We start from the raw sequence: 26,629 nt of genomic DNA, 5'->3' as shown, positions 1-26,629 counted from the left end.
GGAGGACCGATGAGTGGGATGCCGGGGCCTTCGCTGCCGTTCGACGCGCGGCCGCTCGTCGAACCGGTCGATCCGGCCGCGGTACGCGCTCACACGAAGGAGCTCCGAGCGGCGGGAACGCTCTCGGTCGCGGGAGCCACGTTCGCGATCGTCGGCATCGTCGTCGGAATCTTCGCCGTGTTCTTCGTCGTCGTCTTCGCGACGATCGCGACGTCGTTCGCCGCCGTCGCCACCCGTCAGCCCGGCTTCGGTGTGCTGGGGGCCCTGACGGGGCTGCTGCCGATCGTCATCGTCGCGATCGTCATCGCCGGAATCGTGATCGTCGCCGTGCGCTTCTTCCGCGGTCAGGGGGATCGTCGGTACCGCCTCGACCGCTTCGCGCGCGCGAATGGCATGAGCTATCTGCCGCAGTTCGCGAATCCCGGACTCCCCGGCATGATCTTCAGCCTCGGCTCGTCGCGCATGTCGAGCGACCTCGTGCGGGGCGAGAAGCCCCGCTTCGTCGAGTTCGCGAACTACCGGTACACGACCAAGTCGGGTAAGAACTCCACGACCCACCGATGGGGGTACGTCGCCGTCAAGCTCGACGTGCCGCTTCCGCACATCGTGCTCGACGCCACCGGCAACAACAGCCTGTTCGGCTCGAACCTGCCGGCCTCCTTCGACAAGGATCAGCGTCTGAGCCTCGAAGGCGACTTCGATCAGTTCTTCTCGCTCTACTGCCCCGCGGGCTACGAGCGCGATGCGCTCTACCTGTTCACGCCCGACATCATGGCGCGGTTCATCGACAACGCCGCCGCACTCGACGTCGAGATCGTCGACGACTGGCTGTTCCTCTATGGTCAGCGCGACTTCTCGACGCTCGATCCTGCGATGTGGAACTGGCTCTTCTCGGTCGTCGCCGCCCTCCTCGACAAGTTCGCGCAGTGGTCCCGCTGGCGCGATGAGCGTCTGCAGGAATCGGTGCCGGTGATCGCCGGACCGCCCGCGGCGGGGGGCGCGGCATCCATCCCCTTCACTGCGGCGGACGGGATGCTGCGGCCGCCGCCCGGCGTCGCCGCGGGCGGTCTGCGACTCAAGCGGCGCGTGCCGTGGATCACGTTCATCATCGCGGGAGGCGTACTGCTGTTCTGGCTGCTCAGCCAGTTCGGCTTCTTCGCGGCGTTCCTCGGCCGGTGATCAGCGGGCTCGGGTGAGCATCCGGGCGATGACGTGCTGCACGGGCGTCACGAGGAACATCACGAGCAGAGCCCAGTAGCCGATCGCCGGCACGAGCACGGCGACCGCGAGCGCGACGATGAAGAGCACGGCCATCGCGATGTCGGCGCTCGCTCCCGCGACGAGGTGCGGCTCGGTGATGCGGTGCAGCTGAGGATGCGCGCGCAGATACAGCCGCTGGCCGAGCATGACGAGCGAGGTCACGACCATGCTCCCGATGTAGACGATCTTCACGACCGGGTCGTCGCCGCTCATCTGCCCCGACATCGCCGTCGCGACGGGCAGCCAGACGATCGTCAGGAGCCACGCCATGATGATCCACAGCAACGGAGTGGTCACGGTGTCGACCGTCGCGAAGACGCGATGATGGCTCATCCAGAACATCGCGATCAGCACGAAGCTGATCACGAAGCTGATGACCTGCTGCTGATGCTCGTCGAACCAGTGCGCGGCGGACTTGTCGGCGCCCGCGACGTCGGCGACGCTCTCCATGAGCGGGAGGATGAGCAGCGTCATCGCGATCGCGACGACCGCGTCGGCGAACGCCTTCGCGCGCTCGGCCGTGAAGAACCCCTCGTTCGGGGTCATCTCCTGCTCGGGGTCGCTCACGGGAGCGATGCTAGCGCCGCGCCTACGGCTTCAGCCCGAAATGCACGAGTTCGGGGTCGTCGAGCATCCGCGACCGCACGATGAACCGCATCCCCGTCGGCGACTCGACCGAGAAGCCCGCACCCCGCCCGGGCACGGCGTCGATCGTGATGTGCGTGTACTTCCAGTACTCGAACTGCGCCTCGGAGATGTAGACCTGGATCGGATCGTCGAGGCCGACCTCGAGCGCGCCCAGGTGGACGTCCGACGACCCTGTGAGGAACATGCCCACGGGGTAGCACATGGGGGCGCTCCCGTCGCAGCATCCTCCCGACTGATGGAACATCAGCGCGCCGTGCTGCTTCGTGAGATCGCGAAGCAATCCGGCCGCGGCATCCGTCACCGCGACGCGACTGTACGTGTCGATCATGGCCTTCCCTCCTGGAGGAGTGGTTCACCCGCCCGACAGCCGGTGCCAGAGCCGGCCGTCGAGCGGGTGAGTTCTCGGATCAGAAGAAGCCCATGGCGCCTTCCGCGTACGACACGAGCAGGTTCTTCGTCTGCTGGTAGTGGTCGAGCATCTTGAGGTGGTTCTCGCGACCGATGCCGGACTGCTTGTATCCGCCGAACGCCGCGTGCGCGGGGTACTGGTGGTACGTGTTCGTCCAGACGCGGCCCGCCTCGATCGCCCGGCCCGCCTTGTAGGCGGTGTCGCCCGAGCGACTCCAGACGCCCGCGCCGAGGCCGTAGAGCGAGTCGTTCGCGATCGAGATCGCGTCGTCGAACGTGTCGAACGACGTGACCGAGACGACCGGACCGAAGATCTCCTCCTGGAAGATCCGCATGTCGTTCGTGCCCTCGAAGACCGTCGGCGCGACGTAGTAGCCCTCGCTCAGGTCACCGCCGAGGTCGACGCGCTCGCCGCCCGCGAGCAGCTTCGCACCGCCCTGCTTGCCGATGTCGATGTAGGACAGGATCTTCTCGAGCTGGTCGTTGGACGCCTGCGCCCCGATCATCGTGTTCGGATCGAGCGGGTTGCCCTGGATGATCTTGCCGACACGGTCGAGCCCGTCGCCGAGGAACCGGTCGTAGATCGAGCGCTGGATGAGCGCGCGCGACGGGCACGTGCAGACCTCGCCCTGATTGAGAGCGAAGAGCGTGAAGCCCTCGAGCGCCTTGTCGTAGTAGGCATCGTCGGTGCGGAACGCGACGTCCTCGAAGAACAGGTTCGGGCTCTTGCCACCGAGCTCGAGCGTCACCGGGATGAGGTTCTGCGAGGCGTACTGCATGATGAGGCGGCCCGTGGTGGTCTCGCCCGTGAACGCGATCTTGCGGATCTTCTTGTGCGACGCGAGCGGCGCCCCCGCCTCGATGCCGAAGCCGTTGACGATGTTGACGACGCCGGCGGGCAGCAGGTCTCCGATGATCTCGAAGAGGAAGAGGATGGATGCCGGAGTCTGCTCCGCCGGCTTGAGCACGACGCAGTTGCCCGCCGCGAGCGCCGGTGCGAGCTTCCACACGGCCATCAGGATCGGGAAGTTCCACGGGATGATCTGGCCCACCACGCCGAGCGGCTCGTGGAAGTGGTACGCGACGGTGTTCTCGTCGAGCTGGCTGAGTGTGCCCTCCTGCGCCCGCAGCACGCCCGCGAAGTAGCGGAAGTGGTCGATCGCGAGCGGGATGTCGGCCGCGAGCGTCTCACGGACGGGCTTGCCGTTCTCCCACGTCTCGGCGACCGCGATCTTCTCGAGGTTGGACTCGATGCGATCGGCGATCTTGTTGAGGATCACGCTGCGCTCGGCCGGTGTCGTCTTCTTCCAGGACTGGAATGCCTGCCACGCGACATCCACCGCCCGGTCGATGTCCTCGACGGTGCCGCGGCCGACCTCGGTGAACGGCTTGCCGTTGACCGGCGAGATGTTCTCGAAGTACTGGCCCTTCACGGGTTCGACGAACTCGCCGCCGATGTAGTGGCCGTAGCGGGGGCGGTAGTCGGCGACCGAGCCGCGCTGCCCGGGAGCGGCGTAGACGCTCGAGACGCCCTCTTCCACGATGGTCATGGTGTCTCCTTCGACGTGTGCGCGACGGTCCTTGTCGCGCGGATTGACGTTGCGTCGAAGGTAGGCCGCGCAACGTTGCATCCCGTTGCATCGTCGCCGCTCGCGATCCGCTCCGCAGTGTCGGGGTTTGGGGCGCCCCATTCCGTTCGGGGCGCGGCATGCTCTGCCCCAAGGTGAATGGGCACCCCAAACCCGTCACAGCAGCGGGTCAGGCCTCGAGGCGCTCGATCCGGGCGACGAGCGGCGCGCGCTTCGGCGAGCGCGGCGGCAGCATCGACAGGCAGAGCCGCAGGAGCTCGACGTCGTCGGCGCCGGCCGCGGTGTCGGCGAACGAGAGGAGGACGTCGACGGATGCCTCGGCCACGAGCGCTTCGCGCAGGGCGACGCGCACGACGTCGCGGAACTCCTCCACGCCGGGTGCGTGCGAGGTCGGCAGCACGTCGCCGTGGAACGCGGCGAGCGCGACCCGGTGCGCGCCGCGATCCAGGAGCGAGAGGAGCTGATGCGCGTCGGTCTCGAGGTCGGCGGTGAGCCGGTACGGACGGGATGCGGGCACGAGGTGCGGCGCGACGCGCTCGAGATGCTTGCGCAGACGCACGAGCTCGGGGCGCAGGGTGTCCTTCGCGTCAGCCTCGCCGTACACGAGCTCGCCCAGACGCTCGGCCGAAAGACCTTGGCGGTGCACCGCGAGCATGAGCAGGATCTCGGCATGACGTGCGCCGAGCTCCGTCACGGTCTCCGCGCCGTCGCCCGCGACCTCGAGCAGCGCCCGATCGCGGGCGAGCACCCGCAGGGTCGAGCGCACGGCCGTGCTGCGCACCGGCTTCGTCCGTCGTGCGCGCGACGGCGCGGCGCGCGCCTTGAGCCGGGCGACCATGAGTTCGCCCTCGATCGCGCGAGCCGCGGCATCCACCAGCAGCTGCGCCTGAGGCGAGACGGCTTCGACACCGCCCGTCACATCGATGACGCCCAGGATGCGACGGGTCTCGGGATCGTGGACGGGCGCCGCCGTGCACGACCACGGCTGCACGAGGCGGTTGAAGTGCTCCGCCCCGCGGATCTGCACGCCGCGGTCGAGCTGCAGGGCGGTGCCCGGCGCCGACGTGCCGACCGCGGCCTCGGACCAGTTCGCCCCCGGGACGAATCCCATCTCGCCCGTGAGTGCGCGCACGCTCCGATCGCCGTCGACCCACAGCAGCCGGCCCGCGGCATCACCGACCGCGACGACGACGCCGGACTCGTCCGGCCCACCCGGCAGGAGCAGCCCGCGCACCATGTCGATGACACCCGACAGCGGATGCGTGCGCAGATACTCGTCGATCGCATCGCCGCCGAGATCGAGCGGGGGCAGGGCTTCGGCACCGACGAGTCCGTCGCGCGAGCGCCGCCACGACTCGCGCACAAGCGGGCGGACATCCAGCAGTCGCTGATCCTCATCGTGCCCCGCGAGCAGCTCTTCGTGCGCGCGCTCGATCAGCAGACGCGAGGTCTCGGGCGAGACATCGCGGCGCGGTGACCACGGCGAAGGCATGGGGCTCCGATCGACGTCGGGGAGCGTGCGACCAGTGTAGTCAGCGCCCGGGTCGCGAACCCGAGGTTTCTCGTCGAAACCGACCCCCTGAACGTCGGTTTCGACGCGATCACTCGGTCTCGACGAGGATCAGCGGGTGCGCCACCACTCGCGCAAACGCCGTTCGGCCTCGTCGGCGCCGATCACGCCCTCGTCGAGCCGCAGGTCCAGCAGCCAGCGGTACGCCTCGCCCACTTCGCGGCCGGGCGCGATGCCGAGGATCTCCTGGATCCGGTTGCCGTCGATCTCGGGGCGGATCGAGTCGAGCTCCTCCTGCGCCGAGAGCTCGGCGATGCGCCGCTCGATGTCGTCGTACGCACCCGCGAGCCGAGCGGCCTTGCGCTTGTTGCGCGTCGTCACGTCGGCCCGCGTCAGGATGTGCAGGCGTTCGAGCTCGGGCCCGGCATCCCGCACATACCGACGCACCGCCGAGTCGGTCCACGCGCCCTCGGCGTAGCCGAAGAAGCGCAGGTGCTGCTCGATGAGCTGTGCGACCGAGTTCGTGGTGTCGGTGTCGAACCGCAGCGCCTGCAGGCGCTTGCGCGCGAGCCGTGCCCCCTTGACGTCGTGATGGTGGAACGTCACGCCGCCGCCCGGCTCGAGGCGACGGGTCGCGGGCTTGCCGATGTCGTGCAGGAGGGCGGCGATGCGCAGGGGGACGTCGGGCGCGGACTCGGGATGCCGTGACCGCTCGAGCTCGATCGCCTGGCTGAGCACCGTGAGCGAATGCTCGTAGACGTCCTTGTGGTGGTGGTGCTCGTCGACCTCGAGCTTGAGCGCCGGCACTTCGGGCAGGAACTCCTGCATGAGTCCGGTGTCGACGAGAAGACGGATGCCGCGCACCGGGTCGCGCGTCTGCAGCAGCCGTACGAGCTCGCTCTGGATGCGCTCAGGGCTCACGATCCCGAGCGACGCCCGGAGCTCCGTGATCGCCGCGACCGTCGCGGGATCGACGGCGAACTCGAGCTGCGACGAGAAGCGGGCGGCCCGCAGCATCCGGAGCGGGTCGTCGCCGAAGCTGATCGCAGGGTCGACCGGTGTGCGCAGCACGCCGCGGACGAGATCTTCGACCCCGCCCGTCGGGTCCACGAGCGTGCGACCGGGAACCCGGAGGGCCATCGCGTTGACCGTGAAGTCACGCCGCACGAGATCGCCCTCGATCATGTCGCCGAACTCGACGGTCGGCTTGCGGGTCACGCCGTCGTAGCTGTCGGCGCGATATGTCGTGATCTCGACCTGCTCGCCCCGGACGCGGGCACCGATCGTGCCGAAGGCGCGGCCGATGTCCCACTGCGCCGTGCTGACGGGCTTCACGATGCGCAGGATGTCGTCGGGCCGCGCGTCCGTCGTGAAGTCGAGGTCGTTCACGGGTCGGCCGAGCAGCGCGTCGCGCACGGGACCGCCGACGAGAGCGAGGTCGAATCCGGCGTCCGCGAAGGCCAGCGCGAGGGTCGCGATGACGGGGGACTCGGCGAGCGCGCCGAGGCGCGCGACGCCCTCGGCCATGTTGAGCATGCCCACGAGCCTACCGAGCACTCTCTCGGCGTCCGGGTGTCTCGCGCTCAGGATCAATCGTGCCATCCACCCCTCGCAGCACCTCCTCCGCCCGGTTCAACCTGAATGCGACACGCAGGCGCGGCCTCACCCGAACCGGAGGAAACCCGTGAACACCAGCTCCCGGACGCGCGGAAGCAGATCGGCGCGCAGGTCACCGGCATCCACCTCCAGGAGCTCGGCGATCGCGTCGATGAGCACGCCGAGCGGCAGGTCTCCGTCGCAGGCGCCCACGAGCGCCGCGAGTCCGGGGTCGACGATCAGCGAACGCCCGAATCCTGCGCCCTGCCTCAGCTCGATGAGCGTCGGCGCCTCGGCTCCGGGCAGCTGGTGTCGCGCCTCGGTGACGTCGGGTGCGACGACGACGAGGGATGCCGCGAGCTCGCCGTCGTTCAGCCTCGCGAGCGCGTCGTGGGCGGCGAGCGCGTCGGCCAGGTGCCGGCCGAGCCCGCCGTCGGGCAGGGGCTGCGGCATCCGCTCGTATCTCGCGAGCGTGGGCTCGCCCGTCGCGGGTCGCCGGAGCAGGATGTAGCCGAACCCGATCGCCCTGACCTCGCGCTCGGCGAAGTCGATCGTCCACGCGTCGATGAGCTGCGCGAACCCGGGCGTCCCGGGCAGCGTGCCCCCGTCGCGCACCCACAGCTCGGCGTAGGCGAGCGGGTCGAGGCTCTCGCGCTCGACGATCCAGGCCTCGAGCGGGACGGAGGATGCCGCGACCCACTCCCGCACGCGGTCGAGACCGTCGACGCCGCCGCGGGTCTCCCAGTTGCCGAGCAGTTGTGCGACGCCCCCCGGCGCGAGGTGCGGACCGACCTGCGTGACGAACGCCGCCACGAGGTCGTCGCCGACGAGCCCGCCGTCGCGGTACTCGTACGCTGGCACCCCTTCGACGCGCGGAGTGATGACGAACGGCGGATTCGACACGACCCGGTCGTACTGCTCGCCCGCGACGGGGGCGAACAGACTGCCCGCTCGCGTCTCGATCCCCTCGACGCCGTTCAGAAGAGCGTTCAGCCGGGTGAAGGCGAGCGCGCGCTCCGAGATGTCGGTTGCGACGACGTGCGCGACGTTGCGGCGAGCGCGGAGCGCCTGGATGCCGCAGCCGGCCCCGATGTCGAGCCCGCGCTCGGCGGGGGTCGGAAGCTGCAGCGACGCGAGCGTGAGCGAGGCGCCGCCCACCCCCAGGACATGGTCCTCGGGGAGCGGACCGCCGAGCGCCGCCTCGTCGAGGTCGCTCGCGATCCACCATTCGCCCTCGCCGTGCTCGTCGACGAACGACTGCGGCCTGACGATCGCCGACGGGACGACGTCGTCATCTTCGATCGCCGCGAGACCGAGTCGCGAGAGACCGTCGGCGCGGGTCGCGGGAAGGGCATGGTCGACGAGCGCGAGCGGCTGCGGCCTCCCGAGCACGAGCAGCCGCCCCAGCACGGCGAGCGCGTCGTCCCGCTCGCTGAGGGCGCGCAGGGCCGGTGAGCGCAGTCCCCGTGCGATCGCGGTGTCGGCGGACTCGCCCCACGCCTCGCGGAGTGCCGCGGAAGTGAACTCCGCGGCACCGAGGTCGGTCGCGAGATCCCGGCACAGGAGAGGATCGGGTTCGGGCAGGGGAGGGCGCATCGCCCTATTCAAGCGGGTCGTGCCGCGAGGTGTCGGGAGCCTCGGAGGCTCGCGGCCTAGAATCGCACCTGATCGTGCGGTCCGGACATCGCACAGGAGCGAAACCCCCACATCCATGATCGTGCCCCCTCCGCGCCACACGCGCCTCCGCGTTCTCGCCGCTTTCGCGACGGCCGCGGCGCTCGCGATCGGCATCGGCGTCGGGGCGCCGGCATCCGCTGCGACGACTCCGACGCCCACCCCGACGTCTTCCCCGGGGGTCGTCGACGTCACGCTCTCGCCCATTCGCGACGGCATCCTGCGCGCCGGCGACGGTCTCACGGTCTCGGTCGGCATCGAGAACGGGACGGATGCCGCGACCCCGCCGACGACCGTCACCCTCTCGCTCGGGCGCGGCGCCCTCGCATCGCGGGCGGAACTCGCCTCGTGGCTCGACGGCACGACCGACGGGCCGGCCGTCGAGGCGATCGGCACGGCCACGCTCGAGCCGGTCGCACCCGGTGAGCAGGACTTCACGGGCATCCTCGTCCCCGCCGATGCCCCGGCCCTCGCGGGTCTCGCACCCGGGGTGTATCCGATCGTCGCCTCGTACGACAGCGCCGAAGGGCCGATGAGCTCGACGAGCGTCGTCGTCGTCCCTCGCGACGACCCGCGCGCCGGGATCGGCATCGTCGTGCCGATCACCGCAGCCCCCCGTTCGGAAGCGCTGCTCACGGCTCAGGAACTGACCGAGCTGACCGCCGACGGGGGCGCGCTGGAAGACGCGCTCGACGCCGTGCAGGGGACGACGGCGATTCTCGGGATCGACCCGGCGATTCTCGCCGCGATCCGCGTGCTCGGGGTTTCGGCTCCCGAGAGCGCGGTCGCGTGGCTCGAGCGCCTGGCGGGCCTTCCCAACGCCCGCTTCGCTCTGCAGTTCGGCGATGCCGACCCTGCCGTCCAGGTCGAGGCCGGCGGCAGTCCGCACACACCGACATCGCTCGCCGCCTTTCTGAACGCGGCGGATTTCCCGCCAGTGACACCCGACGACGAGCCGGCGGCCACGCCGACTCCTTCCCCGTCGCCGAGCGTCGATCCGCTCGCACCGTCGTTCCCCGCGCTCGACGCGCTGCTCGATGTCTCCGCGACACGCGGCGCCGTGTACTGGCCGAGCGCCGATTCCGTGACCCCCGGCGCGGTCGAGTCCCTCGGCGCACTCGGCACCGACGAGGACGGATCGCTGACGCTCGTTCCCTCGACGGCGACCGACGCGGGTGCCGGCGGCTCCGCCGTCTCGGCGCACGCCTCCGCCGGCGACGCCGGGCTGCTCGTGTACGACGCGGACATGAGTCGCGAACTCTCGGAGGCCGCCGCGCGGGCCGAGGGCCCGATCCGCGGCGCATCGCTCGCCGCGGCATCCGCCTATCTTTCCTTCGCGTCGGCCGAAGCGGGCGACGGTGTCGTCCTCGCAGCCCTCGATCGCTCCACGAGCGCATCGCAGGTGAGTCTGCGCGCAGCGATCGAAGCGGCATCGGACTACCCGGATGTCACGGCCACGTCGTTCGCGACGATCATCGACGGAGCGCCCCAGGCGCTGCGGATCGCGGATGCCGAACCCCCCGCAGAGCGCGTGAGCGAGGCATCCTCCCTCTTCTCCGAGGAGGCCGAGATCGCCCGCTTCGCGACGATCCTCGACGATCCCGCCCTGCTGACCGGCCCCGAGCGAGCCGAGATCCTGCAGCTCCTCGGAGTCGGCTGGGATGCCGAGCCCGAAGCCTGGGCCGCCGCCGTCGCCGAGCACCACCAAGCGACCCGGACGACGCTCGGCTCGGTGCGGCTGCTTCCGACGACCACGATCAATCTGGTCGGCTCGGCGGCTGCGCTCAAGTTCACGGTTCGGAACGATCTCCCATACCCCGTCAACCTCGTGCTCTATGCGACGCCCGACGACCTACGGCTGGATGTGCAGCGGGCGAACCCCGTCGTCGCGACGGCGGCGAGCAACACCCGCGTCGAAGTCCCCGTCGGGGCCCGTCTGGGCAACGGCGAGGTAACGCTGACGCTCCAGCTGCGCAGTCGCGCGAGCGTCGCGATCGGACCGGTCGAAACCGTCGACGTGAACGTGCGCGCCGAGTGGGAGACCTTCGGCATCGTCGCCCTCTCGGTCGTCGTCGGAGGCCTGCTCGTCCTCGGCGTCGTGCGGACGGTTCGGCGGGCACGGGCGCGGCGCCGGAAGGGGATGGATGCCGGAGCCCCGGCATCCGCGGAGTCACGGCCCGACCAGGGGTCCGACTCGTGAGCGGAGTCGGGCGCGCGAGCGTCCTGCTCGGGGCGGGCACGATCGTCTCGCGGCTGACCGGGTTCCTCCGCACCGTCGTGCTCGTCTCTGCGATCGGCGCGACCACCGAGGCGGGCAACGCGTTCGCGATCGCCAATCAGCTGCCGAACAACATCTACGCGATCATCCAGGCCGGCCTGCTGACCGCCGTCGTGGTGCCTCAGATCGTGAAGGCCGCGCGGCACGAGGACGGCGGCAGCGCGTTCGTCTCCAAGCTCCTGACCCTCGGCACGGTGGTGCTGCTTGCCGTCACGGCGGTCGCCGTCGTGATCGCCCCGCTGCTGGTGCAGCTGTACGCACCGCGATTCCCGCCCGATCAGCAGGCGCTCGCGACGGCCTTCGCCTACTGGTGCCTCCCCCAGATCCTCTTCTACGGTCTGTACGCCCTCTTCGGAGAGACCCTCAACGCACGCCGCGTGTTCGGGCCCTTCACCTGGGCGCCGATCGTCAACAACGTCGTCTCGATCACCGGTTTCGGCGTGTTCATCTGGCTGTTCGGGCTGACCGGCTCGCTCGAGGCGTGGACGCCGCAGAAGGTCGCTGTCCTGGCCGGCACCGCTACGCTCGGCATCGTCGTGCAGGCAGCCATCCTGTTCTTCTTCTGGCGACGCACCGGTCTGCACATCCGGCCCGACTTCCGGTGGCGAGGCGTCGGGCTCCGCCACATCGGGCGTCTCGCGGGCTGGACGTTCCTCATGGTCATCGCGGGTCAGCTCGCGGGTCTCGTGCAGTCCCAGATCCTGTCCGAAGTCAGCAAGGAGTTCCCCGGCGTCTTCGTGTCGCAGAACGCGTGGCTGCTGTTCATGCTCCCCTACTCGATCATCGCGGTCTCGATCGGGACGCCCTACTTCACGCAGCTGAGCGAGCACGCGGCCGCCGGCCGCCATGACGAGGTGAAAGCCGACATCGGGCGCAGCGTGCGCACCGTGGGACTCTTCATCGTCGTCGCGACGGCAGCACTCGCGGCTGCGGCGATCCCGGCATCCCGCATCTTCACGAACACGACGCAGGAGGCGGTGGATGCCGCGCTCGTGCTCGTGTGCTTCCTCGCCGGTCTGCTGCCGCTCTCGATGCTCTTCATCGTTCAGCGCACGTTCTACATCTACAACGAGACGCGGGTTCCCTTCTTCTTCACCCTCGTGCAATGCGCGCTCGTCGTCGTGACGGCGCTCCTTGCGTCGTGGCTCCTGCCCACCGAGTACCTCGCGGCCGGCATCGCGCTCGGCCAGTCCTTCGCCGGGATCGTGCAGATGGTGCTCGCCGTCATCCTGCTCGACCGCAAGCTGGGCGGAATCGGCGTCGCGAGCTGGTGGCCGTCGTTCGGACGCTACGTCATCGCTGCGATCCCCGCGGGTCTCGCGGGCTGGGCAGTCTTCCTGCTCCTCGGCGGTGCGGACGGCTGGACCGCATCGGACAAGTTCCTGGGCGCGCTCGGCGCGGCGATCATCGGCATCGCATCGGTGATCGTCTACGTCGGCGTGCTGGCGGTGCTGCGCGCACCCGAGCTCAAGCCCGCGCTCGCTCTCGCGCAGCGGTTCCTGCCGGGGCGGCGCTGACTCCGCGGGCTGGAATGCCCCGCGGTTACCATGTGTTGAAGGAATCGGTGGGGGCCGAGGCATCCCACGCGATCAGAAGGAGTCCTCTCGTGCGTCAGGTCATCATCATCGGTTCGGGCCCTGCGGGCTACACCGCCGCCATCTATGCGGCGCGCGCGAACCTGAAGCCGCTCGTCGTGGCGAGCTCGGTCGAGGCCGGCGGCGAGCTGATGAACACGACGGATGTCGAGAACTTCCCGGGCTTCCCCGAAGGCATCATGGGCCCCGACCTCATGACCAAGATGCAGGAGCAGGCCGAGCGCTTCGGCGCCGAAGTGCTCTACGACGACGTGGTCGAGCTCGACATCGACGGTCCCGTCAAGAAGGTCACGCTCGGCTCCGGCAAGACCTTCGAGGGCGACTCGCTCGTCTTCGCGACCGGCTCGGCGCACCGCAAGATCGGCATCGAGGGCGAGGATCGCCTCTCGGGACGCGGTGTCTCGTACTGCGCGACGTGCGACGGGTTCTTCTTCCGCGAGCGCGTCATCGCGGTCGTCGGCGGCGGCGACTCGGCGATGGAGGAGGCGACGTTCCTCACGAAGTTCGCCTCGAAGGTCTACGTCATCCACCGCCGCGACGAGCTGCGCGCGTCCAAGATCATGCAGGATCGCGCGTTCGCGAACGAGAAGATCGAGTTCGTCTGGAACAGCGAAGTGGTAGACGTCTTGGGGGCGGATGCCGTGACCGGTCTCGTGCTCGAGAACACGGTCGACGGCTCGCGCAGCGAACTCGCGCTCGACGGACTCTTCGTCGCGATCGGCAACGACCCCCGCACGCACCTCGTCCACGGCAAGCTCGACCTCACGCCCGAGGGCACGGTGTGGGTCGACGGCCGGTCGTCGCGCACGTCGGTGCCGGGCGTCTTCGCAGCCGGTGACGTCATCGACCCGACCTACCGTCAGGCCGTCACCGCCGCAGGCAGCGGGACGGTCGCCGCACTCGACGTCGAGCACTACCTCGCCGCCCTCGGAGAGGCGGGGCTCCCGGACGTCAACGCGTCCGAGATCGACGGCCTCGTCGCCGAGGACGCAGCCTAGGAACAATCCGAGCGCCTCGCGCGTTCGATCAAGAAGAGACTTTCCGACAGAAGGAGCACTCCCATGACCGCCAAGGCGACGACGTCCGCCACGTTCGAGCAGGATGTCCTGCAGGCCGAGGGTCCTGTCCTCGTCGACTTCTGGGCCGCGTGGTGCGGTCCGTGTCGCATGGTCGCCCCGGTCCTCGACGAGATCCAGGCCGAGAACCCCGACAAGATCACGGTTCTGAAGCTCAACGTCGACGAGAACCCCGACCTCGCGATGAAGTACCAGATCACCTCGATCCCCGCGATGAAGGTGTTCAACAAGGGCCAGGTCGAGACGACGATCATCGGCGCGAAGCCGAAGTTCGCTCTCGAGCAGGACCTCGCCGCCTACCTCGGCTGATCGACTTTCCGGAGATCCCCGTTGACCTTTCCCAGGTCAGCGGGGATTTCTGCGTTCATGCCGGTTTCGGCATCCATTCTTCTCCGCCGTGGATGTCGATCTCGCGGCTTCTCGTTCGACGAACGGAGTGAGAAGGTCGAACCGGCCGCTCACCCACCGAGCAAGGAGAAGGCAATGCGCTACATGATGATCATGCAGGTCTCACCCGCCGCGGCGGCGACGGCTGCGGTCGACCTCGACATGGAGAAGGTCGTCGCCGAGATGGGCGCGTACAACGAGTCCCTGCAGAAGGCGGGGGTGTTCCTGACGGCCGAGGGTCTGTCGGATGCTTCGGAGGGATTCCGCATCGACTTCGACGCCGTCCCGCCGGCCGTCACCGACGGTCCCTTCGCCGAAGCCCGGGAGGTCTTCACGGGATTCTGGATCATCGAAGTCGCGTCGCGCGAGGAAGCCGAGCGCTGGGCGCTCGCGTGCCCCCTCGGCCCCGGCGTCGCCCTCGAGGTGCGCCGCGTCAACGAGTTCTCGGACATCGATCTTCCCGAGGACAACGAGTGGCTCTCGAAGGCGCAGGAGTGGCGCGCAGCCAACGCGTGATCGAGTCAGGGCGCGTCCGCACGCACCGTCGCATCCCAGCGGCGGTGCGTGTCGGCGTCGCCCAGCAGTCGCCACACGGCCTCGGTGAGCTGCGGGTAGTCGAGGGCGATCTGGCGCAGCACGCGGTAGTTCCGAGCCGCGTTGGGCCGAACGCCGCCGTTCGCCTCGATGTTCTCGGCGCGCAGGGTGAAGACGACGAGCTCGTCGACGGTGGGGAGGTCCTCCATGAACGCCCACGGGTCCTCGCCGCCGCGAAGGCGCTCCGCGATGACGACCGCGAGTTCGTCAGCCGCCTCGGCACGCAGGAGCTCGAGGCTCGCTCTGCGCCGTGGCATCCGCTCGTCGTTCGTCACTCATCCAGCGTACGTCGACAGGGCGACGCGGGGGCGCACGCATGACGGATGCCGATCGCACGCGTCGCGCTGTCGAGGCCGCGTGGCGGTCCGAGGCACCGCGCATCGTCGCCGCGCTCACGCGCCATACGGGTGACTTCGCGTGGGCTGAGGACCTCGCGCAGGAGGCGCTCGTCGAAGCCCTCGCGCAGTGGCCGGACGCCGGCATTCCCGACAAGCCCGGTGCCTGGCTCATGACCGTGGCGAAGCGTCGTGCGATCGACGGGTGGCGACGACGCGAGCGCTGGCAGGAGCGCGAGCCGCTGTTCGGACACGACGCGCTCATGGCCGAGCGCGGGCATCCCGTCGAGGACGCCGCCGACCCCGATGACATCGAAGACGACGTGCTGAGGCTGGTGTTCGTCGCGTGCCATCCCGTTCTGCCGGCGCAAGCACGCCTCGCGCTGACGCTGCGCACGGTGGCCGGACTCACGACGGAGCAGATCGCCCGCATGCTGCTGATCTCGGTGCCGACCGTGCAGCAGCGCATCGTCCGCGCGAAGCGCACACTCGCCGCCGAGAACGTGCCGTTCGAGGTGCCCGACCGCGCCGAGCGACCCGCCCGCATGACGAGCGTGCTGCAGGTGATCTACCTGCTCTTCACCGAGGGCTACTCGCCCGGCGACGGTGTGCATCCCGTGCGCCCGGACGTCGCACGCGAGGCCGTGCGTCTCGCGCGGCAGCTCTCCGCTCTCGCTCCGCGTGAGTCCGAAGTGCAAGCGCTCATCGCGCTCATGGAGTTCCAGTCCTCTCGCTTCGCCGCGCGGACGGATGCCGCGGGCCTCCCGCTCACGCTCGAGGAGCAGGATCGCGGCCGCTGGGATCGCTCGGCCATCTCCCGAGGTCGGGCCGCACTCGCGATCGCCGCGGCGGCCCCGCAGGGCCTCGGCTACTACGGCGTCCAGGCGTCGGTCGCGGAATGCCATGCCACGGCACCGTCATTCGCAGCCACGGACTGGATGCGGATCGTGTCGCTGTACGACGCCCTCCTGCAGCTCGCGCCCTCGCCCGTCGTCGCGCTCAACCGCGCGGTCGCGGTCTCGATGGCCGACGGTCCGTCCGCGGCGCTGCCGCTCGTCGACGGGCTGGCGGACGACCTGTCGGAGTTCCGACCCTGGCACGCCGTGCGCGGAGAGCTGCTGGAGCGTCTCGGGGAGCCGGATGCCGCGAGCGCGGCGTTCCGGCGGGCGGCTTCGCTTCCGGGAAACGACGCGGAGCGTGACCTGCTCCTGCGTCGTGCTCAGAGGGAGCCGTAGCCCGTCTCGCCGATCTCCTCGAGAATCCGATTGAGATCCTGAATGCTCGCGAAGTCGATGCTGATCTGGCCTTTTCTGGCGGTGAGAGCGATCTTCACACGCGTGTTGAGGCGGTCACCGAGTCGCTCGGCGACGTCGTCGAGGTGTGCGCGGCGCGCACCCGCCTGAGGCTTCGGGGGGCGACTCGTGCCGGCATCCGGCATCTTGGCCGCCGCCTCGGCAGCTCGCACCGAGAGGTCTTCGTTCACGATCTTGTCGGCTAGCCGCTGCATGGCCTCGGTGTCGGCGAGTGACAGGATCGCGCGGGCGTGACCCGCTGTGAGCACACCGGCGGCTACGCGCTGCTGCACCGGGACCGGAAGCTTGAGCAGACGGATGGTGTTGCTGATCTGAGGACGCGACCGGCCGATGCGACCCGCCAGCTCCTCCTGCGTGATGCCGAAGTCCTCGAGCAGCTGCTGGTAGGCCGATGCCTCTTCGAGGGGGTTGAGCTCTGACCGGTGGAGGTTCTCGAGCAGCGCATCGCGCAGCAGGTTCTCGTCGGCCGTCTCGCGGACGATCGCAGGAATGGATGCGAGGCCCGCTTCGCGGGCGGCGCGCGTGCGGCGCTCCCCCATGATCAGTTCGTAGGTGCCCTCGTCCGTCACGCGCACCACGACCGGCTGGAGGACGCCGAACTCCCGAACGCTGTGCACGAGCTCCGCGAGGTCGTCGCTGTCGAAGTGCGTGCGCGGCTGTCGCGGGTTGGGGACGATCGCGTGCGGATCGACCTGGATGAGTCGCGCCCCGGGTACGACGACGAGCTCGGGCTCGGGTTCGACGGGCTCCGGGGCCTTCGGGAAGAAGACGTCGGCGGGCCGCTCTTCGGTGGCCTCCGTCGTGGGGATCAGGGCACCGATACCGCGGCCGAGGCCTGTGCGCTTCGCCATCAGGACTCCTGTTCTGTCTCTGTCGCGCTCTTGCGCTGGACGATCTCGACGGCTGCTTCGCGATACGCGACCGCGCCCGCACTCTGACCGTCGTAGGCGATCACGGTCTGACCGAAGCTCGGAGCCTCGGACACGCGCACGGAGCGCGGGATGACCGTGTGGAGGACGTCGTCGGGGAAGTGCTCGCGGACCTCTTCGGCGACTTGCTGCGCGAGACGCGTGCGCCCGTCGTACATCGTGAGAAGGATGCTGGACAGATGCAGGCTCGGATTCAGGTGCTTCTGGATCATGCGGACCGTGCCGAGGAGCTGGCTGAGGCCCTCGAGGGCGTAGTACTCGCACTGGATCGGGATGAGCAGCTCATCAGCGGCCGTGAAGGCGTTGATCGTCAGCAGTCCGAGCGACGGAGGACAGTCGATGAGCACGAAGTCCAGGCGGTGGTCGGGAATCGCCAGGTACTCGTCCAACGCGGTCTTGAGGCGGTGTTCTCGCGCGACCTGTGAGACGAGCTCGATCTCGGCGCCGGCGAGGTGGATCGTGCTCGGCGCGCACAGCAGATTCGGGGATTCCGGGCTCGTCTGGACGACGTCGGCGATCGGGAACTCGTCGATCAGCACGTCGTACACGCTCGGAGTGTCAGCGGTGTGCGGCACCCCGAGCGCCGTGGAGGCGTTCCCCTGCGGATCGAGATCGATCACCAGGACGCGTGCGCCCAGAGATGCGAGCGCCGCGGCGACGTTGACGGTCGTCGTCGTCTTGCCGACGCCACCCTTCTGATTCGAGACGGTGATGACCCGCGTCGTACCCGACAACTGCACCTCGGCGCTCTCGAGCGCGCGGCGGCGGGCGGAGAGGTCGGCCAGCTCACGCGCGAGAGGAGTGTCGTCGAATGCGAAGGATGCTGTCGCCTCCGAGTCGTCGGGATGTTCCACGTGAAACGCGCTCCTGCAGTTCGTCGGACGTCGGCATCCACTCTAACCCGCGAGCTCGTCGTCCCCCGCCGCCGTGGGTCGTTCTCGAGGCGGCGCCCGGCAATCACGCCGCGGTTGAGTGGTCAGCGCAGCGCTCCGGCGGTCGGGGAGACGACAAGAGGCGCCGTATCGAGACCATGTTTCACGTGAAACATCGGCTCAACACAGCGACGACGGTCGGGGAGGCGAGGAAGTCGCAGAGCCCAGACCGACAGACGTTTCACGTGAAACATCGCGACCTCGACAAGCGGGCCCCGTCGACAGCTCGATCTCCAGAAGCACTGCACCCGCTCCTCGATCACGGGGCGCAGGTTCGCCCGGCCGCTCCCCGTCAGGCTCGGACGGTCGCTCGCACGACGCGGGTGGGCTCGTCGAGCATGTCCTCACCGACGAACTCGACCCGGGCATCCGCCACGCGGAACTTGCGCAGCACCTTCTCGGCCGCCTCGATCTCGTTCGTCGCCGCGGCTCCCTTGAGGAGGATCAGCTCTCCGCCGTCGCGAACGAGGGGAGCGGTGAGCGGCACGAGCGTGCGCAGCGCGCTCACGGCGCGAGCGGTGACAGCATCCAGGACGGGCCCGCGCTTCCAGTCCTCGGCACGCGTGCGGAGCACCTCGACGTTGTCGAGTCCCATCGAAGCGACCTGCTCATCGAGCCACGCGACGCGCCTCTCCATGGGCTCGATCAGCACCCACTGAACGTCCGGTCGCGCGATGGCGAGCACGAGGCCCGGGAGGCCGGCGCCGGAACCGACGTCGCCGACCGTTCCGGAGAAGAGGGGAGCGGCCACCGCACTGTTGAGGATGTGTCGCGTCCACAGGCGTGGCGGCTCGAGCGGTCCGATCAGACCGCGTTCTTCGCCGTGTTCACCCAGAGCCTGTGTGAATGCGCGAGCCAGATCGATCCGACCGCCGAAGATCTGTGCGGCGATCGCGGGCTCGACCTCGATGTCACTCATCGATGTTTCACGTGAAACGTCGGTCAGCCGCGGCTGATGACGGTGTGGCGGTCAGCACCCTCGCCGTAGGACTCCGAGACGAAGCCGCGCTCCGAGACGATGTCGTGGACGAGCTTGCGCTCGTAGCTCGACATCGCAGGGAGGGATGCCTGCGATGCGCCGTCCTCGAGGCGGGCGATCGCCCGCTCGACGAGGGTCGTGAGCTCCTGCTTGCGCGTGTCGCGGGACCCACCGATGTCGAGGATCAGTCGCGAGAACCGACCGGTCTTCGCCTGCACCGCGATGCGGGTGAGCTCTTGCAGCGCCTGGACCGTGTCGGTGTCGGCGAGGACGCCGACAGATCCGCCGTCCGGCGCCTCCACCGAGACGTACGCACGCCCGGCACGCACATCGAGGGCGAGATCGCCGTCGATGTCTGCGATGTCGAGAAGGCCCTCGAGGAAGTCGGCTGCGAAGTCGCCCTCCTGCTCTAGCTGCTCCACGGTGTCGGATGCACGGTCGGATCGGGTATCGACGGCGTGGTCGGGGGTCTGAGTCATCGTGTCCTCGTCGGAGTGGGATCGTGGGAGAGGGTCAGGCTTTGCCGGTGGATGCGTCGGGCTTCTTGCCCTGCTGTCCTCCGCCGGCGGGCTTGTTGCCCTGGGCCTTCTTCGCGCGCTGCTTGCTCACCGGCTGCTGGCGCTTGGGTGCGGCAGCCTTCGCTGCCTCCGCCTCTTCGAAGAGTCGCTGCTGCTCGGCCTGGTACTTCTCCATCGGCACGACCTTGCCGGATCCGTCGATCGCCTTGCCTTTGCGAGCCAGGCGCTCTTCACGGGCCTTCGCCGCGTCGGAGCCGGGGGTCGGCATCTCACGGATGACGAGGAACTGCTGACCCATCGTCCACAGGTTCGACACGAACCAGTAGATGACGACGCCGAGCGGGAAGAAGACGCCCGAGAAGACGAAGGCGAACGGCAGGACGTAGAGCATGATCTTCTGCATCTGGTACGCCTGGCCGGTCTTGGCCTCGGGGGACAGGTTCTTCGAGATGATCTGCAGCTGCGTGAAGAACTGCGACGCGATCATGAGCACGACGAGCGTGAGCAGGATGACGATCGCCGTGACGTTCTGGGTCTCGAACGCGTTGATGAGCGTCTCGTGGAGGGATGCGACGCCGAACAGCTTCGCGTCGTAGAACTGCTGAGTGAGATCGGCGTTCAGCAGGCCGACTCCGCCGATGCCGGCTTGGACGTGCTTCGTGACGTCGTTGAGCACGCTGAACAGCGCGAAGAAGATCGGCATCTGGACGAGCAGCGGAAGGCAGCTCGACACCGGAGTCGTGCCGTGCTTCTTGTAGAGCGCCATCGTCTCGCGGCTCATCGCCTCACGAGAGAGCTGATCCTTCTTGCCGCGGTACTTCTCCTGAACTTTTCGCAGTTCAGGGGCGATTTCCATCATCTTCCGCTGGCTCTTGATCTGCTTGACGAAGAGCGGGATCAGCGCCGAGCGGACCACGATGACCAGACCGACGATCGAGAGCACCCAGGTGATGCCGTCCGCGGGCGGAAGCCCGATCGAGGTGAACAGCCAGTGCCAGAAGACGAGCACCATCTCAACGAGCCACTTGAGTGGCCAGAGGATCGTGCCGATCAGGTCGAAATCGCCGGCGGCCGGCGCGGGGGACGGCGACGACGTCGCGGCGAACAAGAGATCCATGCGGCGGATCAGTCCTTTCCTGAGGGTGCCGGGACGACGAACCCGTGGGGCGTCAGTCCGTGGCGGAAGTGTGCGTGGGCCGGAACGTCATCGACGCCGCCGACGGCCCAGGGATGACAGCGCCCGAGACGCGCGGCGGTGAGCACCGCACCCTTGAGCGCCCCGTGCTGCTGAACCGCGCCGACCGCGTAGGCCGAGCACGACGGGTAGTACTTGCAGACGTCGCCGTAGGTGTGCGAGATCGTGGCGCGGTAGCCGTGGAGCAGACCGAGCACGAGATTGCGGGGGAGGAGCGGGATGCTGCGCAGCGCGGACGAGGCCTCGAAGTGCGCGGTGCCGAGGGCGTACGCGGGAAGGACGCTCACGCGGCGGCCCTCCGTTCGAGGCAGCGGACGACCTCGTCGCGCAGATCGGCGTACGGCGCCGACGCCGCGGAGGGGAGGGCTCGGATCACGATGTCGGACCCCGGCCTGACGGCGGGCAACGCCGTCAGGCACACCGACTTGAGGCGGCGACGAACGGTGTTGCGTACAACAGCAGATCCCACCTGCCGACTCACGATGAAGCCGAAGCGGGTGGGACGCTGATCGTCGGTGGTGGTGACGTAGGTCACGGTGTGCACGGCGGCGCAGCGACGACCCCGACGGACGACGGCCTTGTAATCCGCTCCGCGGGTGAGTCGGTTCGGCCGCGCCAGCACCGGCCTGTGTCAGGCCGAGAGCTCGGTGCGGCCCTTGCCGCGGCGAGCCGAGAGGATGGCGCGGCCGGCGCGCGTGCGCATACGGGCGCGGAAGCCGTGCTTCTTGGCGCGGCGGCGGTTGTTGGGCTGGAACGTGCGCTTGCTCATGAGATCACTTCCGGATGAAGGAGTGTCACCGGATGTGCGACCGGAGACGACGATGAAGGGGACGAGGATGCCGAGAAGGCATACGTCAACCGATTAAGGCTACGTCGTCGGGTCCGATAACTCAAACTGAGCAGACGGGCGGGCATTATGGCCGAGGACCGGCCACCGCCCTGGCAGTGACACGCGGGTCGCCCGTACAGTGGAGTTTGCTCGGAGCACCGGTGCTGACTAGCGTTGCTCCGGCAGTTATCCACAGGCTGAGCGTGAAGAAACCGCGGCGGCCCTCGGATCCATCAACAACCCGGGGGGGCCATGTCAGTGCACGAGAATCCGGATGTACCCGTCTGGACACACGTGCTGGAGATCCTGCGCACCGACGAGCGGATCACTCCGCAGCTCGAGGGCTTCCTCAGCCTCGCCGTCGCGCAGGGCGTCATGGGCGGCACCCTCTATCTCGACGTCCCCAACGACCTGACGGCCGCGCAGATCAACAAGCGCATGAGGGCCCCGATCCTCGAGGCCCTCGCCACGGCATCCCCCGACGGCGAAGTCTCGACGTTCCGTGTCGTCGTCAATCCCGAGCTCGCCGATGCACATCTGACCGTCCCCATCCCCGTGCAGCCGCAGGCGACGTCCGCGCCGGTCTCGCCGATGCGGACTCCGATGGAGGAGATCCCGGATGCCGTGGCATCCATCACCCGCAGCGACACCCGTCTCAACCCGAAGTACACGTTCGACAACTTCGTCATCGGTCAGTCCAACCGCTTCGCGCACGCGGCCGCGGTCGCCGTCGCCGAAGCACCGGCCAAGGCGTACAACCCGCTGTTCATCTACGGCGACTCGGGTCTGGGCAAGACGCACCTGCTCCACGCGATCGGCGACTACGCGATCAGCCTGTACGCCGGGATCAAGGTGCGATACGTCTCGAGCGAGGAGTTCACGAACGACTTCATCAACTCGATCGCGAACAACCGCGGGTCGGCGTTCCAGGCGCGCTATCGCGACGTCGACATCCTGCTGATCGACGACATCCAGTTCCTCCAGGGCCGCGCCGAGACGCAGGAAGCCTTCTTCCACACCTTCAATACGCTGCACGACCACGACAAGCAGGTCGTCATCACGAGCGACGTGCCGCCGAAGCACCTCACGGGCTTCGAGGACCGCATGCGCAGCCGGTTCGAATGGGGCCTCATCACCGACGTGCAGGCGCCCGACCTCGAGACGCGCATCGCGATCCTGCGCAAGAAGGCTCAGTCGGAGCGTCTGCACATCCCCGACGACGTGCTCGAGTACATCGCGACCGTGGTGTCATCCAATATCCGCGAACTCGAGGGCGCGCTCATCCGCGTCTCGGCGTTCGCGAGCCTCAACCGCTCGAATCTCGACATGTCGCTCGCCCAGACGGTGCTGCGCGACATCATCGACCAAGACGACGCGAACGTGATCTCGCCGACCGACATCATCACCGCCACCGCGCAGTACTTCAAGCTCACGGTCGACGACCTCTACGGCTCGAGCCGTTCGCAGTCGATCGCGACTGCTCGACAGATCGCGATGTACCTGTGCCGCGAACGCACCAGTCTGTCGCTCCCCAAGATCGGCCAGCTGTTCGGAAACCGCGATCACACGACCGTGATGTACGCCTACAAGAAGATCAGCGAGCTCATGAAGGAACGTCGTTCGATCTACAACCAGGTCTCCGACATCACGACGCAGCTCGGCCGCAGCCCACGCTGATACGCATACTCGGCGGTTCCCGCCACCGGGCGACATATGCCGCAAGTCGCCCTTGACATGCCGGCTCCGCAGCGCCATCATCACGTTTCCCACAGTGTGGAAAACCTGTGGATAACTCGGGACAGCTGCCACGAGGCTGTGAGCAAACAGTGAAAGACGCCTCGGACGATGGATGCTCGTCCTCGCCTCGTCCGCAGCCCGCTCACAACTTACAAAGATGTGGTTCCAGTGTCCCGTGCGGGATCCCTCGAGTTGTCCACAGTTTCCACAGGCGTTAACACCATGACGTTAACGAAGATGAAGAAGCCCCGTCCGATCACCTTGACGGGGGAGACGTCGCATCCGGGTCGCACTGTGTGGCACCGAGGGCGAGGGCACTAGCATGAGTAAGCCCACAGAAGATGTAAGGGAGCATTCGTGAAGTTCCACGTCAATCGCGATGTGTTCAGCGAAGCCGTGTCGTTCGTCGTCAAGCTCCTGCCGCAGCGCAATCCGCAGCCGATCCTCGCCGGCGTGCTGATCGAGGCATCCGATGCGGGGCTGTCGCTCTCGGCCTTCGACTACGAGGCCTCGGCGCGCACGACGATCGAAGCGACCGTCGACGACCCGGGCACGATCCTCGTCCACGGCCGTCTGCTCTCCGAGATCGCCAGCCGCCTGCCCAATGCGCCGATCCAGATCGAGGTCGACGAAGACGGCGGAATCCTCCTCAGCTGCGGCTCCGCCCGGTTCACCCTTGCGTCGATGCCGGTGCAGGAGTACCCCGCGATCCCCGAGGTGACCGGCGAATCGGGCCTCGTCCCGGCCGAGGACTTCGCCACCGCGATCGCTCAGGTGGCGTTCGCCGCTTCGCGCGACGATGTGACCCCCGTGCTGACGGGTGTCCAGCTCGAGGTCTCGGGCACGTCGCTGAGCCTCGTCGCGACCGATCGCTATCGTGTCGCGCTGCGCGAGATCCCCTGGGACGGCGGCGGCGCGGCATCCGATGAATCCGCCACCGCCCTCGTGCCGGCGCGCACCCTGACCGAGGTCGGCAAGACGTTCGCCCACGGCGGCGACATCTCGATCGCGTTCTCGGGCTCGGGCGACCGCGAGATCATCGCGTTCTCGTCGGGCAACAAGACCGTCACGTCGCTGCTCATCAAGGGCAACTTCCCGCCCGTGCGCCGGCTGTTCCCCGAGGCGACGGAGCACCACGCCGTGGTCAACACGGCTGAGCTCGCCGAAGCCGTGCGTCGCGTGTCGCTCGTGCTGGACCGCTCGGCGCCGTTGCGTTTCACGTTCACGACGGACAGTGTGTCGATGGATGCCTCGGGCACCGAGCAGGCACGGGCCTCCGAGTCGGTCGACGCGCACCTCGTCGGCGAGGACGTCACGCTCGGACTCAACCCGCAGTATCTGCTCGAGTCGCTCGGCGCGGTCAAGAGCGAGTTCGCGCGGATCACCTTCACCTCGAGCGAGAACGCGAACAAGCTGAGCCCCGTGCTCGTGACGCCGCAGACCTCGGTCGACAAGGCCGCGACCGAGTCGTTCAAGTACCTCCTCCAGCCGAACCTCCTGCTCCGGTAGGTGCGTCGCCGGCTCCACATAAGGTGGATCGCGTGATCGTGGAGCAGCTGAGTCTCGTCGACTTCCGCAACTATGCGGCAGCCGATGTCACCCTCGGCCCCGGCCCCAACGTCTTCGTCGGCCGCAACGGTCAGGGAAAGACGAATCTCGCCGAGGCCATCGCGTTCTTCGCGACGCTCGGCTCCCATCGCGTGTCGACGGACGCGCCGATGGTGCGAGACGGAGCGGATGCCGCGATCATCCGCGCCCGCCTCGCACACGGTGAGCGCCACGTGCTCCTCGAAGTGCAGGTGAACCGGCAGGGCTCGAACAAGGCGCGCGTGAACGGGGCACCTGTCAAGCCGTCCGAACTGCCGCGCTACGCGCAGGTCGTGCTGTTCGCTCCGGAAGACCTCCAGATCGTGCGCGGCGATCCGTCCGCCCGGCGCCGCTTCGCCGATCAGCTGCTCGTGCAGCGCTCCCCGCGTCTCGCGGGGGTGCTCAGCGACTACGACCGTGTCCTGAAGCAACGCAATGCCCTTCTCAAATCCGCGCGGGCCCGCGGAATCCGCGGCGAGGGGCTGTCGACTCTCGATGTGTGGGACGACAAGCTCATCGCACTCGGGGCCGAGGTCATCGGTGCGCGGCTCGCTCTCGCCGAGGATCTGCAGGGTCCGGTGTCCGACGCGTACACCGCGATCGCCGGCGCCGACCACCAGCCGCAGCTGGAATGGGCGCTGTCCGCGCGCGGCGGCGACCCCGAAGAGGGCACGGCCGCGGAGCAATCGGGAGTCGAGCGCGCCATCGAAGACGTCTTCCGCGAGTCGCTCGTCTCACGGCGCTCCGCTGAGCTCGATCGCGGCGTCACCCTCGTCGGTCCCCATCGCGACGACCTCGTTCTGCGGGTGCGCGGCCTGCCGGTCAAGGGCTACGCATCGCACGGCGAATCCTGGTCGGTCGCTCTCGCGCTGCGGCTCGCATCCGCCGAGCTCCTGCGCGCCGAGTCGCGGCTCGGTGATCCCGTGCTGATCCTCGACGACGTCTTCGCCGAACTCGACGCCGACCGGCGCACCCGCCTCGCAGGCCTCGCGAGCGGCTACGAGCAGGTGGTCGTCACAGCCGCGGTCGATGCCGACATCCCGGTCGAGCTGCGCGCCCGCGTCGTGCGGGTCGAAGCCGGGCGCATCCTGGAGGCCGCGGATGCCTGACGCCGACGCCCCTGTGCCCGAGACCGTGTCCACTTATCTGCGACTGCGCGGGCTCGAGCCCCAATCCCGCACATTCCGCAAGAAGCGCCGTCGCGAACTCGACGAGGAGAACGTGCCGTTCAGCGCGGGTCGAGACCCGCGCGGAGTGGGTGACGTGCTCGCCGTCATGACGCGCGAGGCCGGATGGAACCCCCAGCTCGCCCGCGAGGACGTGGTGCTGGCGTGGGCCGAAGTCGCCGGCGAAGACACCGCCGGTCACACACAGCCGGTCGCCTTCCAGGAGGGAACGCTCACTGTTCAGGCGGACTCGACGGCGTGGGCCAAGCAGCTGCAGCTCATGCGCTCTCACATCCTGTCGGAGATCGTGCGGAGGTTCCCCGAAGCGGGAGTCACCGGCATCCGCTTTCTCGGCCCCGACGTCCCCTCCTGGAAATGGGGCCCCAGAGCCATTCCAGGGCGCGGTCCTCGCGATACTTACGGCTGAACCACGTCCTCGGGTCTCCCGGCCGATTTGGTGGCGCGAGAGGGCCGTAGAACCGACGAGAACAGCC

At 68.5% G+C, this 26,629-nt stretch carries 26 protein-coding genes; 11 read left to right on the top strand and 15 right to left on the bottom strand.

The window, feature by feature from the left end; genetic code table 11:
• Nucleotides 1–18 precede the first annotated feature (18 nt).
• Nucleotides 19–1,179, top strand: a complete 1,161-nt coding sequence (locus MA876_RS04645; RefSeq protein ID WP_248146492.1) for a hypothetical protein — start codon at nt 19–21, stop codon at nt 1,177–1,179.
• On the opposite strand, the gene MA876_RS04640 is transcribed toward MA876_RS04645, so the two are convergent.
• The 6 genes from MA876_RS04640 to MA876_RS04615 all read right to left on the bottom strand — a co-directional run bounded on the left by MA876_RS04640 (nt 1,180) and on the right by MA876_RS04615 (nt 8,607).
• A complete protein-coding gene (locus tag MA876_RS04640; protein WP_248146490.1) occupies nt 1,180–1,827 on the bottom strand; it encodes a TMEM175 family protein in 648 nt (215 codons plus the stop codon).
• A gap of 22 nt (nt 1,828–1,849) precedes the next feature.
• A complete protein-coding gene (locus MA876_RS04635) occupies nt 1,850–2,236 on the bottom strand; it encodes a DUF779 domain-containing protein (protein ID WP_248146488.1) in 387 nt (128 codons plus the stop codon).
• A 79-nt stretch (nt 2,237–2,315) separates the two neighbouring features.
• Nucleotides 2,316–3,866: an acetaldehyde dehydrogenase ExaC gene (gene exaC / locus MA876_RS04630; RefSeq protein ID WP_248146486.1), complete on the bottom strand. Its 1,551-nt coding sequence runs from the start codon at nt 3,864–3,866 to the stop codon at nt 2,316–2,318.
• A 208-nt stretch (nt 3,867–4,074) separates the two neighbouring features.
• The gene (locus tag MA876_RS04625; protein WP_248146484.1) at nt 4,075–5,397 is read right to left on the bottom strand and encodes a sigma-54-dependent transcriptional regulator family protein; all 1,323 of its coding nucleotides are present in this window, start codon (nt 5,395–5,397) and stop codon (nt 4,075–4,077) included.
• A 129-nt stretch (nt 5,398–5,526) separates the two neighbouring features.
• Nucleotides 5,527–6,951 (bottom strand): CCA tRNA nucleotidyltransferase, encoded by a 1,425-nt coding sequence (locus MA876_RS04620; protein ID WP_248146482.1) that lies wholly within the window; start codon nt 6,949–6,951, stop codon nt 5,527–5,529.
• Between the two features lie 126 nt (nt 6,952–7,077).
• On the bottom strand, nt 7,078–8,607 hold the full coding sequence (locus MA876_RS04615; protein WP_248146480.1) for a DUF7059 domain-containing protein: 1,530 nt from the start codon (nt 8,605–8,607) through the stop codon (nt 7,078–7,080).
• A gap of 115 nt (nt 8,608–8,722) precedes the next feature.
• Here MA876_RS04615 and MA876_RS04610 point away from each other — a divergent pair, with 115 nt between their 5' ends.
• The 5 genes from MA876_RS04610 to MA876_RS04590 all read left to right on the top strand — a co-directional run bounded on the left by MA876_RS04610 (nt 8,723) and on the right by MA876_RS04590 (nt 14,537).
• Nucleotides 8,723–10,885 (top strand): DUF6049 family protein, encoded by a 2,163-nt coding sequence (locus tag MA876_RS04610; protein WP_248146478.1) that lies wholly within the window; start codon nt 8,723–8,725, stop codon nt 10,883–10,885.
• A complete protein-coding gene (murJ, locus tag MA876_RS04605) occupies nt 10,882–12,480 on the top strand; it encodes a murein biosynthesis integral membrane protein MurJ (protein WP_248146476.1) in 1,599 nt (532 codons plus the stop codon). Before MA876_RS04610 ends, murJ begins: the two co-directional genes overlap by 4 nt.
• A gap of 89 nt (nt 12,481–12,569) precedes the next feature.
• Nucleotides 12,570–13,556, top strand: a complete 987-nt coding sequence (gene trxB, locus MA876_RS04600) for a thioredoxin-disulfide reductase (protein WP_248146474.1) — start codon at nt 12,570–12,572, stop codon at nt 13,554–13,556.
• A gap of 63 nt (nt 13,557–13,619) precedes the next feature.
• Nucleotides 13,620–13,943, top strand: a complete 324-nt coding sequence (gene trxA / locus MA876_RS04595; RefSeq protein WP_248146472.1) for a thioredoxin — start codon at nt 13,620–13,622, stop codon at nt 13,941–13,943.
• Between the two features lie 174 nt (nt 13,944–14,117).
• Entirely contained in the window at nt 14,118–14,537 is a 420-nt protein-coding gene (locus MA876_RS04590; RefSeq protein WP_248146470.1) for a YciI family protein, read from the top strand.
• Nucleotides 14,538–14,542: 5 nt separating this feature from the next.
• Here the strand turns inward: MA876_RS04590 and MA876_RS04585 are convergent, their stop codons facing one another.
• Complete coding sequence (locus MA876_RS04585) at nt 14,543–14,872, bottom strand: tryptophan synthase subunit alpha (protein WP_275562127.1); 330 nt, start codon at nt 14,870–14,872, stop codon at nt 14,543–14,545.
• A gap of 59 nt (nt 14,873–14,931) precedes the next feature.
• On the opposite strand from MA876_RS04585, the gene MA876_RS04580 reads away from it, so the two are divergent.
• A complete protein-coding gene (locus MA876_RS04580; RefSeq protein ID WP_248146466.1) occupies nt 14,932–16,185 on the top strand; it encodes an RNA polymerase sigma factor in 1,254 nt (417 codons plus the stop codon).
• Here the strand turns inward: MA876_RS04580 and MA876_RS04575 are convergent.
• From MA876_RS04575 to rpmH, 8 genes are all read right to left on the bottom strand, one after another.
• Nucleotides 16,170–17,114, bottom strand: a complete 945-nt coding sequence (locus MA876_RS04575; protein WP_248146464.1) for a ParB/RepB/Spo0J family partition protein — start codon at nt 17,112–17,114, stop codon at nt 16,170–16,172. The two genes, MA876_RS04580 and MA876_RS04575, sit on opposite strands and share 16 nt — an antisense overlap.
• The gene (locus MA876_RS04570; protein ID WP_248146462.1) at nt 17,114–18,046 is read right to left on the bottom strand and encodes a ParA family protein; all 933 of its coding nucleotides are present in this window, start codon (nt 18,044–18,046) and stop codon (nt 17,114–17,116) included. Before MA876_RS04570 ends, MA876_RS04575 begins: the two co-directional genes overlap by 1 nt.
• A gap of 370 nt (nt 18,047–18,416) precedes the next feature.
• Complete coding sequence (gene rsmG, locus MA876_RS04565; RefSeq protein WP_248146460.1) at nt 18,417–19,043, bottom strand: 16S rRNA (guanine(527)-N(7))-methyltransferase RsmG; 627 nt, start codon at nt 19,041–19,043, stop codon at nt 18,417–18,419.
• A gap of 23 nt (nt 19,044–19,066) precedes the next feature.
• On the bottom strand, nt 19,067–19,582 hold the full coding sequence (locus MA876_RS04560) for a Jag family protein (RefSeq protein ID WP_248146458.1): 516 nt from the start codon (nt 19,580–19,582) through the stop codon (nt 19,067–19,069).
• Between the two features lie 34 nt (nt 19,583–19,616).
• Nucleotides 19,617–20,738, bottom strand: a complete 1,122-nt coding sequence (gene yidC, locus MA876_RS04555; RefSeq protein WP_248146456.1) for a membrane protein insertase YidC — start codon at nt 20,736–20,738, stop codon at nt 19,617–19,619.
• Nucleotides 20,739–20,746: 8 nt separating this feature from the next.
• The gene (gene yidD / locus MA876_RS04550) at nt 20,747–21,103 is read right to left on the bottom strand and encodes a membrane protein insertion efficiency factor YidD (RefSeq protein WP_248146455.1); all 357 of its coding nucleotides are present in this window, start codon (nt 21,101–21,103) and stop codon (nt 20,747–20,749) included.
• Nucleotides 21,100–21,438: a ribonuclease P protein component gene (gene rnpA, locus MA876_RS04545; RefSeq protein ID WP_248146453.1), complete on the bottom strand. Its 339-nt coding sequence runs from the start codon at nt 21,436–21,438 to the stop codon at nt 21,100–21,102. The genes yidD and rnpA overlap by 4 nt, the downstream gene beginning before the upstream one ends.
• 9 nt (nt 21,439–21,447) lie before the next feature.
• Complete coding sequence (rpmH, locus tag MA876_RS04540; RefSeq protein WP_036304730.1) at nt 21,448–21,585, bottom strand: 50S ribosomal protein L34; 138 nt, start codon at nt 21,583–21,585, stop codon at nt 21,448–21,450.
• Nucleotides 21,586–21,897: 312 nt separating this feature from the next.
• Between rpmH and dnaA the strand changes: the two genes are divergently transcribed.
• From dnaA to MA876_RS04520, 4 genes are all read left to right on the top strand, one after another.
• Complete coding sequence (gene dnaA, locus MA876_RS04535; protein WP_248146451.1) at nt 21,898–23,322, top strand: chromosomal replication initiator protein DnaA; 1,425 nt, start codon at nt 21,898–21,900, stop codon at nt 23,320–23,322.
• A 417-nt stretch (nt 23,323–23,739) separates the two neighbouring features.
• Nucleotides 23,740–24,891 carry a DNA polymerase III subunit beta gene (gene dnaN / locus MA876_RS04530; RefSeq protein WP_248146450.1) on the top strand — a complete coding sequence of 384 codons (1,152 nt, stop codon included), beginning with the start codon at nt 23,740–23,742 and terminating at the stop codon, nt 24,889–24,891.
• A 32-nt stretch (nt 24,892–24,923) separates the two neighbouring features.
• The gene (recF, locus tag MA876_RS04525; RefSeq protein WP_248146449.1) at nt 24,924–26,078 is read left to right on the top strand and encodes a DNA replication/repair protein RecF; all 1,155 of its coding nucleotides are present in this window, start codon (nt 24,924–24,926) and stop codon (nt 26,076–26,078) included.
• The gene (locus MA876_RS04520) at nt 26,071–26,562 is read left to right on the top strand and encodes a DciA family protein (RefSeq protein WP_248146448.1); all 492 of its coding nucleotides are present in this window, start codon (nt 26,071–26,073) and stop codon (nt 26,560–26,562) included. The genes recF and MA876_RS04520 overlap by 8 nt, the downstream gene beginning before the upstream one ends.
• Nucleotides 26,563–26,629 lie beyond the last annotated feature (67 nt).

Origin of the sequence: Microbacterium aoyamense (assembly GCF_023155855.1) — a bacterium.
Taxonomy (GTDB): Bacteria; Actinomycetota; Actinomycetes; order Actinomycetales; family Microbacteriaceae; genus Microbacterium; species Microbacterium aoyamense.
The sequence above is the reverse complement of the archived record's forward strand: the minus strand, read 5'-3'. Positions and strand labels throughout refer to the sequence as shown.

Excerpts from the sequence above, each read along its gene's own strand:
- MA876_RS04645 (WP_248146492.1), top strand. The coding sequence starts at position 19 with ATGCCGGGGCCTTCGCTGCCGTTCGACGCGCGGCCGCTCGTCGAACCG.
- MA876_RS04635 (WP_248146488.1), bottom strand. The coding sequence starts at position 2,236 with ATGATCGACACGTACAGTCGCGTCGCGGTGACGGATGCCGCGGCCGGA.
- exaC (WP_248146486.1), bottom strand. The coding sequence starts at position 3,866 with ATGACCATCGTGGAAGAGGGCGTCTCGAGCGTCTACGCCGCTCCCGGG.
- MA876_RS04625 (WP_248146484.1), bottom strand. The coding sequence starts at position 5,397 with ATGCCTTCGCCGTGGTCACCGCGCCGCGATGTCTCGCCCGAGACCTCG.
- MA876_RS04620 (WP_248146482.1), bottom strand. The coding sequence starts at position 6,951 with ATGCTCAACATGGCCGAGGGCGTCGCGCGCCTCGGCGCGCTCGCCGAG.
- MA876_RS04615 (WP_248146480.1), bottom strand. The coding sequence starts at position 8,607 with ATGCGCCCTCCCCTGCCCGAACCCGATCCTCTCCTGTGCCGGGATCTC.
- MA876_RS04610 (WP_248146478.1), top strand. The coding sequence starts at position 8,723 with ATGATCGTGCCCCCTCCGCGCCACACGCGCCTCCGCGTTCTCGCCGCT.
- trxA (WP_248146472.1), top strand. The coding sequence starts at position 13,620 with ATGACCGCCAAGGCGACGACGTCCGCCACGTTCGAGCAGGATGTCCTG.
- MA876_RS04590 (WP_248146470.1), top strand. The coding sequence starts at position 14,118 with ATGCGCTACATGATGATCATGCAGGTCTCACCCGCCGCGGCGGCGACG.
- MA876_RS04585 (WP_275562127.1), bottom strand. The coding sequence starts at position 14,872 with ATGCCACGGCGCAGAGCGAGCCTCGAGCTCCTGCGTGCCGAGGCGGCT.
- MA876_RS04580 (WP_248146466.1), top strand. The coding sequence starts at position 14,932 with ATGACGGATGCCGATCGCACGCGTCGCGCTGTCGAGGCCGCGTGGCGG.
- MA876_RS04575 (WP_248146464.1), bottom strand. The coding sequence starts at position 17,114 with ATGGCGAAGCGCACAGGCCTCGGCCGCGGTATCGGTGCCCTGATCCCC.
- rsmG (WP_248146460.1), bottom strand. The coding sequence starts at position 19,043 with ATGAGTGACATCGAGGTCGAGCCCGCGATCGCCGCACAGATCTTCGGC.
- MA876_RS04560 (WP_248146458.1), bottom strand. The coding sequence starts at position 19,582 with ATGACTCAGACCCCCGACCACGCCGTCGATACCCGATCCGACCGTGCA.
- yidC (WP_248146456.1), bottom strand. The coding sequence starts at position 20,738 with ATGGATCTCTTGTTCGCCGCGACGTCGTCGCCGTCCCCCGCGCCGGCC.
- rpmH (WP_036304730.1), bottom strand. The coding sequence starts at position 21,585 with ATGAGCAAGCGCACGTTCCAGCCCAACAACCGCCGCCGCGCCAAGAAG.
- dnaA (WP_248146451.1), top strand. The coding sequence starts at position 21,898 with ATGTCAGTGCACGAGAATCCGGATGTACCCGTCTGGACACACGTGCTG.
- MA876_RS04520 (WP_248146448.1), top strand. The coding sequence starts at position 26,071 with ATGCCTGACGCCGACGCCCCTGTGCCCGAGACCGTGTCCACTTATCTG.